The sequence below is a fragment of the Pseudomonas sp. TWR3-1-1 genome, from assembly GCF_049896545.1.
In the GTDB taxonomy this organism is placed as follows: Bacteria; Pseudomonadota; Gammaproteobacteria; order Pseudomonadales; family Pseudomonadaceae; genus Aquipseudomonas; species Aquipseudomonas weihenstephanensis.
Genome location: NZ_JAFCUO010000006.1, coordinates 14,521 through 28,459 on the forward strand (window position 1 = coordinate 14,521; position 13,939 = coordinate 28,459).

The window sequence follows — 13,939 nt, forward strand, 5'->3', positions numbered from 1 at the left end:
TCTGTAGCCGCTGCCGCAGGCGGCGTGCGGGGGCCAAGCGCAATCTTGTGCCTGGAGGTGACTGAGCATGCATAACCCTTGCGCCGTGATCCCGGTTTACAACCATGAAACCGCCGTACCTGCGGTGGTCGACGCCCTGCTCGCAGCCCAGTTGCCTTGCGTGCTGGTCGATGACGCCAGCAGCCCGGCCTGCCGTGATGTGCTCCAACAGCTGTCGCTGCGTGAACACGTCTTCCTGATCCGCCTGGCGGTCAATCAGGGCAAGGGCGGCGCGGTGATGGCCGGTTTGCGTGAGGCTTCGCGGCTGGGGTTCACCCATGCCCTGCAAGTGGACGCCGACGGCCAGCACGACCTGCGCGACGTCGCCACCTTCCTGCAAGTCTCGCAACACAACCCCGACGCACTGATCTGCGGTTACCCACAGTACGACGCCAGCGTGCCCAAAGGCCGTTTGTATGCGCGCTACCTGACCCACGTCTGGGTGTGGATCAACAGCCTGTCGTTACAGATTCCCGATTCGATGTGCGGTTTTCGGGTGTACCCGCTGGCGCCGACACTGGCCCTGATCAACTCGGTCAAGCTGGGTAAACGCATGGACTTCGACCCCGAAATCCTCGTGCGTCTGGCCTGGCGCAACCAACCCATGCGCTGGCTGCCAACCCAGGTGCATTACCCGCAAGACGGCCTGTCGCACTTTCGCCTGTTCCACGACAACGCGCTGATTTCCAGCATGCACACCAAGCTCTTTTTCGGCATGTTGCTGCGCTTGCCGAGCATTCTCTGGAGACGCTGTAAAGCATGAGCGACCCTCAACAGCATTGGGCTGACCACAAGGAGCGCGGCAGTTTCCGGCTGATGAAGCTCACCGCCTTTGGCGTCAAACTCCTCGGCCGCCGCGTCCTCGCACCGGTGCTGTACGCCATCGTGTTGTACTTCTTTTTGTTCGGCACCCGCGCGCGGCGCAGCATTTGGCAGTACCAGCAACGCTTGGCCGACTGGAGCGGGCAAAGCGCGCTGCGCCCCACCCGCCGCCGCGTGTTCCGACAGTTCATGGCCTTTGCCGACGCCCTGCTCGACAAGCTCGACGTGTGGAACGGCCGTTTGAAGATTGAAGACATCGACATCGTCGACCCCGCTCGCCTGCGCGACCAATTGCGTGGCGAGCGCGGGCAACTGCTGGTGGGCGCACATTTGGGCAACCTTGAAGTGTGCCGCGCCCTCGCCGAGCTGGGTGAGCAAGTCACCATGAACGTGCTGGTGCACACCAAGCACGCCGAACAGTTCAATCGCCTGCTGGGCGAGGCGGGCGCCAGCAACCTGCGCCTGATTCAGGTCAGCGAACTCAACCCTGCGGTGATGCTGCAATTGAGCCAGCGTCTGGAAAACGGCGAATGGCTGGCGATTGCCGGTGACCGCGTACCGCTGCATGGCGGGCGTAATGTGCAGGTGGATTTCCTCGGCCACACGGCGGCCTTTCCTCAAGGCCCGTGGCTGCTGGCCGGATTGCTCAAATGCCCGGTCAATCTGATGTTTTGCCTCAAACACCAAGGCCGCTATCGGGTAATCCTCGAACCGTTCGCCGAGGCCGTGCACTGGCGGCGCAGCGACCGCGAACAGGTGATTGCCGACTGGACCACCCGCTACGCAGAGCGCCTGGGGCATTACTGCCTTCAGGCGCCGCACCAATGGTTTAACTTTTACCCATTCTGGAAGACCGATGACGACGCATCCGCATGAGCCAGTAACCTTCGGCCAAACCCCTTTGCGCATTGAAGACGTGCTGGCCCTGGCCAATCGTCAGGTGCCGACCCAACTGCAAGACGACGCCCAATACCGCGAACGCATCGCCAAAGGCGCACGTTTTCTGGATTCGTTGCTCGACAAAGAAGGCGTGATCTACGGCGTCACCACCGGTTACGGCGATTCGTGCGTGGTGGCGGTGCCGCTGGAGCATGTCGAAGCGTTGCCGCGCCACCTCTACACCTTCCACGGCTGCGGGCTGGGAAAATTGCTCGACGCTCAAGCCACCCGCGCCGTGCTGGCAGCGCGCTTGCAGTCGTTGTGCCACGGCGTGTCCGGGGTGCGCATCGAGCTGCTGGAGCGTCTGCACGCCTTCATCGCCCACGACATCCTGCCGCTGATCCCCGAAGAAGGCTCGGTGGGCGCCAGCGGCGACCTGACGCCGCTGTCGTACGTGGCCGCGACCTTGTCCGGTGAGCGCGAAGTGCTGTTCAACGGCGAGCGCCGCTTCTCGGCTGACGTACACCGCGAGCTGGGCTGGACCCCGCTGGTGCTGCGCCCCAAAGAAGCGTTGGCGCTGATGAACGGCACCGCGGTCATGACCGGCCTTGCCTGCCTGGCTTACGCGCGCGCCGATTACCTGCTCAAACTCGCCACGCGCATCACCGCGCTCAACGTGGTGGCGCTGCAAGGCAACCCGGAACACTTCGACGAACGCCTGTTCGCCGCCAAGCCCCACCCTGGGCAAATGCAAGTGGCCGCATGGCTGCGCCAAGACCTGGCCATCGACGCCCCGACCGCGCCGCTGCATCGCCTGCAAGACCGTTACTCACTGCGTTGCGCCCCGCATGTGCTCGGCGTGTTGGCCGACAGCCTGGGCTGGCTGCGCGGGTTCATCGAAACCGAACTCAACAGTGCCAACGACAACCCGATCATCGACGCCGAAGAAGAACGCGTGCTGCACGGTGGGCACTTCTACGGCGGGCACATCGCCTTTGCCATGGACAGCCTCAAAACCTTGGTGGCCAACGTCGCCGACCTGCTGGACCGTCAACTCGCGCTGCTGGTGGACGTGCGTTACAACCACGGTTTGCCGAGCAACCTGTCGGGCGCAACGGCCGAGCGCGCCATGCTCAACCACGGTTTCAAAGCGGTGCAAATCGGCACCAGCGCCTGGACCGCCGAAGCGCTGAAAAACACCATGCCGGCCAGCGTGTTCTCGCGCTCTACCGAATGCCATAACCAGGACAAAGTCAGCATGGGCACTATCGCCGCCCGCGATGCGATCCGCGTACTGGAACTGACCGAACAAGTGGCCGCCGCGGCCTTGCTCGCGGCCAATCAGGGCGTGTGGCTGCGCAGCCGCGCCGAAGACGCCCGTGCACTGCCGCCCGCTCTGGCGGTGATGCACGCCGAACTGGCCAAAGACTTTGCACCGGTGGTTGAAGACCGCGCCCTCGAAGCTGAACTGCGCCTGTGCCTGAGCCGTATTGCCCAACAACACTGGAGGCTGCATGCGTAGCAAAGGCGTGTTGCACGTTGATACCGAAGTGTTGGTGCCGTTTTTCGACATCGACACCCTGCACGTGGTGTGGCACGGGCATTACGTCAAATACCTCGAAGTGGCGCGGTGTGCGCTGCTCGACCATGTGGGCCACAACTACACGCAGATGCTCCAAGCGGGCTACGCGTGGCCGGTGATCGACCTGCAACTGCGTTACGTGCGCGGCGCCACGTTTGGTCAACGCATCAACGTGCGGGCCAACCTGGTGGAGTGGGAGAACCGCTTGAAGATCAGCTACCTGATCACCGATCTGGCCAGCGGCGAGCGTTTGACCCGGGCTTGTAGCGTGCAAGTGGCGGTTGAGATTGCCAGCCGTGAAATGCAACTGGCGTCGCCCCAGTGCTTTATCGATGCAGTTGAGCGGGTGTTGTCATGAGTGTCTGTTTAACGGCAAAAGCCCTTCACCCCACCCCTCTCGCGCAGGCTTGGGATGAGGGCAAAAAACGCGCCCGAATCTGCAGGGTGTTCGCCGCTTTATTGGCCTTTTCACCGCTGGCCCACGCCTTCGACCTGCAACAACTGAGCGAGCAACTGGCCAAACCCCACGTGATCCACGGCGACTTCATTCAAGAAAAACACCTGCGCGCCCTGCCCAAGCCCCTGACCAGCACCGGCACGTTTGTACTGGCCAAAGATCACGGCCTGCTCTGGCAGTTGAAAACCCCGCTGCAACAGGATTACCGCATCACAGCCCTTGGCATCGCACGGCGTAACGCCAACGCGTGGCAAATGCTCCCCGGCAAAAGCGCAGGCGCTGAACAAAACCGCTTGTTCCTCGCCGTGCTGCAAGGTGACAGCAGCGGTTTGCAACGCGATTTCGACCTGCAACTGCACGGCGAATCCGCGCACTGGACGCTGACCCTGACCCCGCGCTCGCTGCTGCTCAAGCAAGTGTTCAAGCAGATCAACATCGACGGCGGCGCACTGGTGCAGCGCATCGAGCTGCAAGAAACCCAAGGCGACAGCACGCTGCTGAAGATGCAAAACAGCGTCAGCAACCAGCCGTTGAGCGACGCGGAGCAACTCGATTTTGCGCAGTGAATATTGGCTGCCCCGAGGTTTTTTGATCTTGCTGCTGGTCGTGCTCGCGCTCGCCGGGTGGCAGTGGCGTCACGGCGCACCGCTGTCGGCCAACTTGATGGAGCTGGTGCCCGGCGACGCACCCGACGCGCTGCAACTGCGCGCCGAACAGCGCATGCAAGAACCCCTGAACCGCGAAATGCTGGTACTGGTGGGCAGCACGGATCGGCAACAGGCCGTCGCCGCCGCGCAGCAATTGGGCGAGCAATGGCAGGCCAGCGGTCTGTTTGAAAGCGTGCAATGGAACCTGCAAGCCGACCTCCCCGCGCTGCGCGAGCAACTGCTGCGCGGGCGTTTGGCGATGTTGTCCAGCGCCGACCGCGAACAACTGATCGACCACCCACAGGCGTTTATCGAGCAACGGGTGCAAGCGCTGTTCGACCCGTTCACCGGGTTCAGCCTGGTGCCCAGCCAGGACGATTGGTTGGGCCTCACCGGGCGTATTCAGAACAGCCAGCCGCAACGGGGCGCGGTGCAACTGGACATTGGCAGCGGCGCCCTGATCGCCGATGCCGATGGCAAAAGCTGGGTGCTACTGCGCGCCCGCACCCAAGGCAACGCGTTTGACATGACCCTGCCACTGCACGTCGCCGCGCTGCTGGAGCGCAGCCGTGAGCACGTGGCCAGCCAACACGTCGAGCTGCTGGCGGCCAGTGGCTTGCTCTACGCCGCCAGCGGTCAGCAGCAAGCCACCCGCGAAATCACCTGGGTCGGCGGTGGCGCGACCGTTGGCATCCTCTTGTTGCTGCTGCTGGCGTTCCGCCGCTGGCGGGTGCTGTTGGCGTTCGTGCCGGTGCTGGTGGGCATGCTGTTCGGCGCCGTCGCGTGCGTCGCGTTTTTCGGCAGCATGCACGTCATGACGCTGGTGCTGGGGTCCAGCCTGATCGGCGTGGCGGTGGATTACCCGCTGCATTACCTGTCCAAAAGCTGGAGCCTGAAACCCTGGCGCAGTTGGCCCGCCTTGCGCCTGACCCTGCCCGGCCTGAGCCTGAGCCTGGCCACCAGTTGCATCGGCTATCTGGCATTGGCCTTTACCCCGTTTCCGGCCTTGACCCAAATTGCCATCTTCTCTGCCGCCGGTTTGATCGGCGCCTATCTGAGTGCGGTGTGTTTGCTGCCAGCGTTACTCAACACAGTGGAACTGCGGCCCGCGCAATGGCCACTCACGGTCGCGCAAGGTTTGCTCAACCTGCGCGACGCGTTGCTGAGTAAAGTCCCGACGCCTGCGCTGCTGGCCTTGCTGGTGGCGTTTTGTGCCGCCGGCTTGTGGCAACTGACCAGTAAAAACGACATCCGCCAGTGGGTCGGTGCGCCGCCGCAGTTGACGGCTGAAGCGCAAGCGATTGCACGCATCACCGGGTATCAGCCCACTAGCCAGTTTTTTCTGGTGCGGGCCGAGAATGAACAACAACTGCTGGAGCGCCAAACCGCCCTCAGCGAGCGACTGGATCAGTTGATCAACATGGGCAAATTGCAGGGTTATCTGGCGCTGAACCAGTTGGTCAGCCTGCCCCGCGAGCAACAGCAAGTGCGCGCTGCGCTCAACGCCCTGCCCCGGCACTGGCAGCCGCTGCTGGCGCTGGGCGTGCCGCAAGCGGCGCTGCAACACGAGTTGAGCCAACTGCAAAGCTTGCCCGAGCAAGGTATCGACGACGCACTCAACGGCCCGCTGGCTGAGCCGTGGCGCCTGCTGTGGCTGGGCAAACAAACCGAAGGCGTGGCCGCGATGGTCAGCCTGCAAGGGCTGAACAACGCCAGCCTGCTGCGGGTGCAAGCGCACGATTTACCCGGCGTCGAGCTGGTGGATCGTTTGGGCGACTTGAACAACGTGTTCGCCGCCACACAAATCAGCGCCGCCGAATTGAAGCTGTTGTCCTGCGCCCTGATCGTGCTGTTGCTGATCGCCCCATTCGGCTTTGGCGGTGCGCTGCGCATCGTCGCCCTGCCGCTGCTGGCTGCGCTGTGCAGCCTGGCCAGCCTCGGTTGGCTGGGTCAGCCACTGACACTGTTCAGCCTGTTCGGCTTGCTGCTGGTGACGGCGATCAGCGTCGACTACGCGATTTTGATGCGTGAGCAAATAGGCGGCGCCGCCGTCAGCCTGCTGGGCACACTGCTGGCGGCGCTGACGACGTGGTTGTCGTTCGGCTTGCTGGCCGTCTCCAGCACGCCTGCGGTGAGCAACTTCGGCCTGTCGGTGAGCCTGGGCCTGGCGTTCAGCTTTATCCTCGCGCCATGGGCTGGCAAGCAGGAGCATCGCGCGTGATGACGCTTGTGTTCTGGCTGCTGGCCTTGGCCTTGTTTGCGCTGGCGACCCGTGTGGGCCGCCATTTTGGGCTGATCCCGATTGTCAGCCAGTTACTGCTGGCGTCCATCGGTTTGCCGCTGTTGATGCTGCTGTGGATCGAACCGCACTGGCAACTGACTGGCGCGCAACTGGTCTCGCCGACGTGGCTAAAAAGCCTCTACAGCCTCAGCTTCGCGCTGTTGCTGGGGCATATTTTGAGTGACGTGATTGACCTGCGACTCGACCGCCAAAGCGTGAAAATCGCCCTGCCCAGTTTTCTTGTGCCCTTCGCCTGCGGGCTGGCTTGCGCCGTATGGTTGCTACCGCCACAGCCGTGGCTGAGTTCGCTGGCGGTCGGGCTGGTGTTTGCCATCACCGCCATTCCGGTGTTGTACCTGTACCTGCGCCACATCGGTTACCCGCCCGCCGCCACCCGGCGGCTGGTGCAAAGCGCAATCCTCATCGACCTGACCTGCTGGAGCCTGTTCGGGCTGGCGCAGGGCAGCCTGGACCTCAACAGCCTGTTGCTGCCCATCGCCGCAGCCTTGCTGCCGTTGCTGCTGCGCGCCCTGCGCATCCGCCAGCCGCTGTGTTACAGCCTGAGCTTTTTTGCCTTGCTGGTGGTGGCCGAGCATTACCGCCTCAATGCGCTGATTTTTGGCGTGGGCTATTTGTTGTGCATGGCGTGGCTCAAGGTGGCGCTGGTGATGCCGTTAAAGGCTGTCTGGCTTGAGCGTTTGCAAACCTTTGTAGCGATTCCGCTGATCCTCACGTTCGGCATTGTGCAGATCAATGTGCACAGCGCCTTGAGCGCCATCAGCCCGCTGCAACTGTGCGCGCTGCTGATGCTGCCGGTGCTGAGCAAAGTGTTGGGCAACTGGCTGGGCCTGAGCTGGGCCACGCCCTCGTTTGCCGGTGCCAGCCGCTGGCGTGAAAGCCTGTTACTGAATATTCGCGGGTTGAGTGAAATCGTGTTCCTCAACCTGCTATTGCAACAACAGCTCATCAGCCCCGCGCTGTACTTCGCGCTGATGCTGATGGGCCTGGCCGCCACGCTGTTACCGGCGCTGGCGGGCATGAACAAAACCCCTTTGAAGTCTGCCGTAGTCCCCGGCAAGGAGCCCTTGTGTCAGTAGTAGAAATGGAACGTCGTCAGGTGGTAGTGATCGGTGCCGGGCCGTCTGGTGCGATTGCTTCGGCCTTGCTCAAGCGCAAAGGTCACGATGTGTTGATCATCGAGCGCCAGCACTTTCCGCGTTTCTCGATTGGCGAAAGCCTGCTGTCGCATTGCATCGATTTTCTCGAAGAAGCCGGCATGCTGGAGGCCGTGCAAGCCGCGGGTTTTCAGGTCAAAAACGGTGCTGCATTCGCCTGGGGCGAGCAGTACAGCGCGTTCGATTTTGGCGACACGTTCAGCAACGGCAAACCCACCACTTTTCAGGTACAGCGGGGCGACTTCGACAAGTTGCTGGCCGATCAGGCCGCGCTGCAAGGCGTTGAAATCCGTTACGGCCAAACCGTCATCGCCACCGACATTGAACGGGCCAAACCGCAGTTGCAGGTCGAACGCGAAGACGGCAGCCGCTACACGGTTGAAACCGACTTCATCCTCGACGCCAGTGGTTATGGGCGCGTGCTTCCACGCTTGCTCGACCTTGAAGCACCCTCCAACTTCCCGGTGCGCCAAGCGGTGTTCACCCACGTCGAAGACCGCATTGATTGCCCAGGTTTTGAGCGCAACAAAATCCTCGTCACCACTCACCCCACCCACCGCGACATTTGGTTCTGGAGCATTCCGTTCAGCAATGGCCGCTGTTCGGTGGGCGTGGTCGCGGCGGCGGAACATTTTGCAGGGCGCAGCGAAAACCTCGATGAGCGCCTGCGCAGCTTCATCGACGAAACCCCGAGCCTGCAACGGGTGCTGGCCAACGCGGTATGGGACACCCCCGCACGCACCATTGGCGGCTACTCGGCCAATGTCAAAACCCTGCACGGCCGGGGTTTTGCCTTGCTGGGCAACGCGGCTGAGTTCCTCGACCCGGTGTTTTCTTCGGGCGTGACCATTGCCATGCGTTCGGCGAGCATGGCCGCAGGCGTGCTGCACCGTCAGTTGCAAGGCGAGGCCGTCGATTGGCAAACCGAGTTTGCCGACCCGCTCAAACGTGGGGTCGACACCTTCCGCTGCTACGTCGAAGGCTGGTATGCCGGGACCTTTCAAGACGTGATTTTCCACCCCGGCAGCTCGCCCCAGATTCGCCGCATGATCAGCTCGATTCTGGCGGGTTATGCCTGGGATGAACGCAACCCATTCGTCAGCGAACCCAAGCGCCGTTTGCGCATGCTGTCAGATATCTGCGCCACGGAGCCTGCATGAAACCTCTGAGCGACACCTATGTTGAAGAAACCCGTTTCGGCTTTTGGTTTTTGCGCAGCCACACTTGGCAGCACCACGTATTGCGCGTGGCGATCAACGACCTGCACGGCCTGTTCAGTGACCACCTGCCCTGCGCACCGGTGATCCTGGATGCCGGGTGCGGTCAGGGGAAGTCGTTCCAGTACCTGCACAAAACCTTCGCCCCGCAGCGTTTGATCGGCCTCGATGCCGACCCGCTGAGCCTTGAGATGAGCCGCGCAGAAGCCGCGCGCCAGGGCATCGACATCGAACTGATCGGCAGCGACTGCGCGCAACTCGACGTGCCTGACGACAGCGTCGACCTTCTGTTCTGCCACCAGACGTTTCATCATCTGGTGCAGCAGGATCGGGCGCTGACCGAGTTTTACCGAGTGCTCAAACCGGGCGGTTACTTGCTGTTTGCCGAGTCCACCGAAGCCTACATCGACACCTGGGTGATTCGCTGGTTGTTCCGCCACCCGATGCACGTCCAAAAAAGCGCCGCGCAATACCTCGACATGATCCGCGATCAGGGCTTTGAGTTTGATGCGCAGAACGTGTCCTACCCGTACCTGTGGTGGAGCCGTTCCAAAGACTTCGGCCTGTTGGAGCGCTTTGGCCTGCGCCGCCCCAAACCGGTGGGCCAGCGCGAGGAGACGCTTGTTAACGTCGTGGCCCGCAAACCCCTGTCAGGCACACCGACATGCTAAACACACGCCCCGCAGGCGGCCAAACGTTGCGGTGCAAAGGGCCTGCGGCGCTTATCGACGCCGTTGCCAGCCGCTACAGACTCTGCGCAGCGTTGTGTGTGGCGCTGCTCCTGAGCGGTTGCAGCACTCAGCCGTTGCCGCGTCAGACCCCGACTCTCGCGCTGCCGATGCAACTGCATGTACAGCGCGAGCAAGCCGATCAGCGCCAAGACTGGTTGCTGGTCATTCAGCAGGAAGACGGCGGCCTGCGCTGGTCACTGATGGACCCGCTGGGGATTCCGCTGGCGCGCCAGTTGCTCACGCACAACCGCTGGCACGCCGACGGCTTGTTGCCGCCCAACCCCGAGGCCCGAGAGTTGTTCGCCGCACTGCTGTTTGCGCTGACCCCGGCCCATGAGTTGAAGCGTAATTATCCACAGGCCAAGTCCGTGTCCAATGTGCGCGTGATCAGCCAGCGCTGGCAGATCCAGTACGACCAGCCGCAGGTGTTTCGCATCGATACCCAAGGCGATGTGTATTACGACATCAGCCCACTCAACGCCGAGGCGGCTCAATGACTGCGTATCTGAATGCCGTGGGCGTGATCTGTGCGCTGGGCCGTGGCCCCGACGAGGTCGCGCGCAACCTGTTTGCCGGTGATTGCACCGGCATGCAGCGCGAAAACGGCTGGGTGCCAGAGCGCTCGCTCACCGTGGGCGCAGTGCACGACGCGTTACCGGTCATCCCGCCCGAGCTGCGCCAGCAAAGCAGCCGTAACAACCAGCTGTTGCTTGACGCCGCGTTGCAGATTCACAGCCAAATCCAACAGGCGATCAGCACCTACGGCCCGGCGCGCGTAGCCATTGTGTTGGGCACCAGCACCTCGGGCATTGATGAGGCCAGTCGTGGCATCGCCCACTACTTGCAGGCGCAGCTTTTCCCCGACGATTACGACTACCGGCAACAAGAGTTGAGCGCCCCGGCTACCTTCCTCGCCGACTGGCTGAACATCACCGGCCCCGCCTATGTGATTTCCACGGCCTGCACCTCCAGCGCCCGTGCCCTGATGAGCGCCCAGCGCTTACTGGACATGAACCTGTGCGACGTGGTGCTGTGCGGTGGCGTCGACAGTTTGTGCAAGCTGACCCTCAACGGTTTTAGCGCGCTGGAAGCAGTGGCGGATGAACGCTGCAACCCGTTCTCGGCCAATCGGCGCGGTATCAATATCGGCGAAGCAGCCGTGCTGTTTGTGATGAGCAAACAACCGGCCGCTACACATGCCATCGCACTGCTGGGCGCCGGCGCCAGTTCGGATGCGCACCATATTTCGGCCCCGGAGCCGTCCGGGCGCGGCGCGGCGCAAGCCATGCGCAAAGCCTTGAGCCGTGCGGGCCTGCAACCCGGTGACATCGGCTACCTGAACCTGCACGGCACCGCGACCCATCACAACGATGCGATGGAAAGCCACGCCGTGGCGCAGGTGTTCCCGCACGGCGTGCCGTGCTCCTCGACCAAACCCATGACCGGCCACACCCTCGGCGCGGCCGGTGCCCTTGAAGCCGCGTTTTGCTGGCTGAGCCTGACCCACGCCAACGCCCTCGCGCCGCATGTGTGGGACGGCCAGCCCGACCCGACGCTGCCCGCGCTGGATTGGGTGACGCCCGGCCGCACCCTGGCTTCTAACGCACAGCGCTGCCTGATGAGCAATTCGTTTGCCTTCGGCGGCAACAACGTCAGCCTGATTATCGGAGACGCCCCATGATTGATTGGCCTCTCGCCCAATTGCTGCCCCACGCTGGCGACATGATCCTGATCGATCAGGTGCTGGCGTTCGATCAAGAGCAGATCCACACCCGCCTTACCGTGCGCGCAGGTGGCTTGTTCAACCGCGAAGACGGCAGCCTGCCCGCCTGGGTCGGCGTCGAGTTGATGGCACAAAGCGTGGCCGCCTACGCCGGTTGCCGCGCCCGCGTGCAAGGCGATCCGGTCGAGCTGGGCTTTTTGCTCGGCACGCGCAAATTTGAATGCAACGTCGACCACTTCCCGCTGGGCTGCGAGTTGCATATCCATGCGCTGCGCTCGCTGGAAGACGACAACGGCATGGGCGTATTCGAGTGCCACCTCACGGGTCCCGATATCCATGCCACCGCCCGCCTGAACGTGTTCCGTCCGCCTCAGGCCGATAACTACCTTGCTCAAGCATCTCAGGAGACCCGCCATGACTGAGTCTATTTTGGTCACCGGCTCCAGCCGTGGCATCGGTCGCGCCATCGCCTTGCGCCTGGCGCAGGCCGGTTTTGATCTGGTGCTGCATTGCCGCAGCGGCCGCAGCGAGGCCGACGCCGTGATGGCCGAGGTGCACGCCTTGGGTCGTAGCGCACGCGTGCTGCAATTCGACGTGTCAGAGCGCGCCCAATGCAAAGCCATTCTGGAGGCCGACGTAGAAGCGCATGGCGCTTATTACGGCGTCGTCCTCAACGCCGGTCTGACCCGCGACGGCGCCTTCCCCGCGCTCAGCGAAGACGACTGGGACGTGGTGATGCGCACCAACCTCGACGGTTTTTACAACGTGCTGCACCCGGTGATGATGCCCATGATCCGCCGCCGCAAGGCCGGACGCATCGTGTGCATCACCTCGGTGTCGGGCCTGATCGGCAACCGTGGGCAAGTCAATTACAGCGCCTCCAAAGCCGGGCTGATCGGCGCCGCCAAGGCGCTGGCCATCGAGCTGGGCAAGCGCAAGATCACCGTCAACTGCGTAGCGCCGGGGTTGATCGACACCGCCATGCTCGACGAAAACGTCCCTGTAGAAGAACTGATGAAAATGATCCCGGCACAACGCATGGGCACCCCGGAAGAAGTCGCGGGCGCGGTTAACTTTTTGATGTCGGCCGAAGCCGGTTACATCACCCGCCAAGTGCTGGCCGTCAACGGGGGCCTGTGCTGATGAAACGCGTTGTCGTCACCGGCATGGCCGGCATCACCTCGCTGGGCAGTGACTGGGCCAGTATTGAAGCCCGCTTTGTGGCCGGACGCAGTGGCATCCGGCGCATGGATGAATGGGACCGTTTCACCGAACTCAACACGCGCCTGGCCGGGCCGATTGATGACTTTGCAGTGCCCAAACACTGGACCCGCAAACAACTGCGCAGCATGGGCCGCGTGTCCCGGTTGGCGGTGGGTGCGGCCGAGCAGGCGCTGCAAGACGCGGGCTTGCTGGGCAACCCGATCATTCGTGACGGGCGCATGGGCGTGGCCTGCGGCTCGTCCACCGGCAGCACCGACGAAATCAAAGCCTTCGGCAACATGTTGCTCAACTCCGTGGCCGAAGGCCTGAACGCCAACAGCTACGTGCGCATGATGCCGCACACCACAGCGGCCAATATCAGCATCTTTTTTGGCCTCACCGGGCGTTTGATTCCCACCTCCAGTGCCTGCACCAGCGGCAGTCAGGGCATCGGCTACGCCTACGAAGCCATCAAGTTCGGGCGTTTACCGCTGATGCTCGCCGGGGGTGCCGAAGAACTGTGCCCCACCGAAGCCATGGTGTTTGACGCGCTGTACGCCACTAGCCTGAAAAACGACGCCCCGCACACCAGCCCACGGCCTTACGACAACGGCCGCGACGGCCTGGTGATCGGGGAAGGTGGCGGCATGCTGGTACTCGAAGAACTGGAACACGCACTGGCGCGTGGCGCTCACATTCACGCTGAAATCGTCGGTTTTGGCAGCAACGCCGATGGCCAGCACACCACGCGCCCGGAAGTCAGCACCATGCGCCGGGCGATGGAGCTGGCGCTGGAAGACGCAGGTATCGAGGCCAGCGCCATCGGTTACGTCAACGGTCACGGCACCGCCACCGAACAGGGCGACATCGCCGAAACCCTGGCCACCAGCGAACTGTTCGGCCCAAGCATGCCGATCAGTTCACAGAAGAGCTTTTTGGGCCACACCCTTGGCGCCTGTGGCGCGCTGGAATCCTGGTTCTGCATCGAAATGATGAACAGCGACCGCTACGTGCCGACCCTCAACCTGGATGTCATCGACCCGCGCTGCGGCGAGCTGGACTACCTGCGCGGCGAGTTGCGCACGATGCACAACGATTACGTGATGAACAACAACTTTGCCTTCGGCGGGGTCAACACGTCGTTGATCTTCCGTCGCTGGTCGTGACCTTCTGGAGTCAATGG

General features: G+C 62.8%; 14 protein-coding genes. All 14 read left to right on the forward strand.

Features of this window, described 5'->3' with window-relative positions; translation table 11 throughout:
* Nucleotides 1-67: 67 nt before the first annotated feature.
* The 14 genes from ACP7A4_RS14390 to ACP7A4_RS14455 are packed head-to-tail and all read left to right on the forward strand — an operon-like array spanning nucleotide 68 to nucleotide 13,922.
* Complete coding sequence (locus ACP7A4_RS14390) at nucleotides 68-802, forward strand: glycosyltransferase family 2 protein (protein WP_059761780.1); 735 nt, start codon at nucleotides 68-70, stop codon at nucleotides 800-802.
* A complete protein-coding gene (locus ACP7A4_RS14395; RefSeq protein ID WP_426247549.1) occupies nucleotides 799-1,737 on the forward strand; it encodes a glycosyl transferase in 939 nt (312 codons plus the stop codon). The genes ACP7A4_RS14390 and ACP7A4_RS14395 overlap by 4 nt, the downstream gene beginning before the upstream one ends.
* Entirely contained in the window at nucleotides 1,718-3,262 is a 1,545-nt protein-coding gene (locus ACP7A4_RS14400) for an HAL/PAL/TAL family ammonia-lyase (RefSeq protein ID WP_048400589.1), read from the forward strand. Before ACP7A4_RS14395 ends, ACP7A4_RS14400 begins: the two co-directional genes overlap by 20 nt.
* Entirely contained in the window at nucleotides 3,255-3,680 is a 426-nt protein-coding gene (locus tag ACP7A4_RS14405; RefSeq protein ID WP_059761778.1) for an acyl-CoA thioesterase, read from the forward strand. The genes ACP7A4_RS14400 and ACP7A4_RS14405 overlap by 8 nt, the downstream gene beginning before the upstream one ends.
* Nucleotides 3,677-4,345, forward strand: a complete 669-nt coding sequence (locus tag ACP7A4_RS14410; RefSeq protein ID WP_256209664.1) for an outer membrane lipoprotein carrier protein LolA — start codon at nucleotides 3,677-3,679, stop codon at nucleotides 4,343-4,345. Before ACP7A4_RS14405 ends, ACP7A4_RS14410 begins: the two co-directional genes overlap by 4 nt.
* Nucleotides 4,335-6,647 (forward strand): MMPL family transporter, encoded by a 2,313-nt coding sequence (locus ACP7A4_RS14415; RefSeq protein ID WP_426247552.1) that lies wholly within the window; start codon nucleotides 4,335-4,337, stop codon nucleotides 6,645-6,647. The genes ACP7A4_RS14410 and ACP7A4_RS14415 overlap by 11 nt, the downstream gene beginning before the upstream one ends.
* A complete protein-coding gene (locus ACP7A4_RS14420) occupies nucleotides 6,644-7,804 on the forward strand; it encodes a sodium:proton antiporter (RefSeq protein ID WP_426247554.1) in 1,161 nt (386 codons plus the stop codon). The genes ACP7A4_RS14415 and ACP7A4_RS14420 overlap by 4 nt, the downstream gene beginning before the upstream one ends.
* The gene (locus tag ACP7A4_RS14425) at nucleotides 7,795-9,042 is read left to right on the forward strand and encodes an NAD(P)/FAD-dependent oxidoreductase (protein WP_120752307.1); all 1,248 of its coding nucleotides are present in this window, start codon (nucleotides 7,795-7,797) and stop codon (nucleotides 9,040-9,042) included. Before ACP7A4_RS14420 ends, ACP7A4_RS14425 begins: the two co-directional genes overlap by 10 nt.
* Entirely contained in the window at nucleotides 9,039-9,770 is a 732-nt protein-coding gene (locus tag ACP7A4_RS14430; RefSeq protein ID WP_426247556.1) for a class I SAM-dependent methyltransferase, read from the forward strand. The genes ACP7A4_RS14425 and ACP7A4_RS14430 overlap by 4 nt, the downstream gene beginning before the upstream one ends.
* Nucleotides 9,764-10,327, forward strand: a complete 564-nt coding sequence (locus tag ACP7A4_RS14435; RefSeq protein ID WP_426247558.1) for a hypothetical protein — start codon at nucleotides 9,764-9,766, stop codon at nucleotides 10,325-10,327. The genes ACP7A4_RS14430 and ACP7A4_RS14435 overlap by 7 nt, the downstream gene beginning before the upstream one ends.
* Nucleotides 10,324-11,511, forward strand: a complete 1,188-nt coding sequence (locus ACP7A4_RS14440; RefSeq protein ID WP_203303106.1) for a beta-ketoacyl-[acyl-carrier-protein] synthase family protein — start codon at nucleotides 10,324-10,326, stop codon at nucleotides 11,509-11,511. The genes ACP7A4_RS14435 and ACP7A4_RS14440 overlap by 4 nt, the downstream gene beginning before the upstream one ends.
* The gene (locus tag ACP7A4_RS14445) at nucleotides 11,508-11,975 is read left to right on the forward strand and encodes a hotdog family protein (protein ID WP_048364534.1); all 468 of its coding nucleotides are present in this window, start codon (nucleotides 11,508-11,510) and stop codon (nucleotides 11,973-11,975) included. The genes ACP7A4_RS14440 and ACP7A4_RS14445 overlap by 4 nt, the downstream gene beginning before the upstream one ends.
* A complete protein-coding gene (gene fabG, locus ACP7A4_RS14450; protein WP_048400605.1) occupies nucleotides 11,968-12,696 on the forward strand; it encodes a 3-oxoacyl-ACP reductase FabG in 729 nt (242 codons plus the stop codon). The genes ACP7A4_RS14445 and fabG overlap by 8 nt, the downstream gene beginning before the upstream one ends.
* On the forward strand, nucleotides 12,696-13,922 hold the full coding sequence (locus ACP7A4_RS14455) for a beta-ketoacyl-ACP synthase (protein ID WP_203303107.1): 1,227 nt from the start codon (nucleotides 12,696-12,698) through the stop codon (nucleotides 13,920-13,922). The genes fabG and ACP7A4_RS14455 overlap by 1 nt, the downstream gene beginning before the upstream one ends.
* Nucleotides 13,923-13,939: the final 17 nt, after the last annotated feature.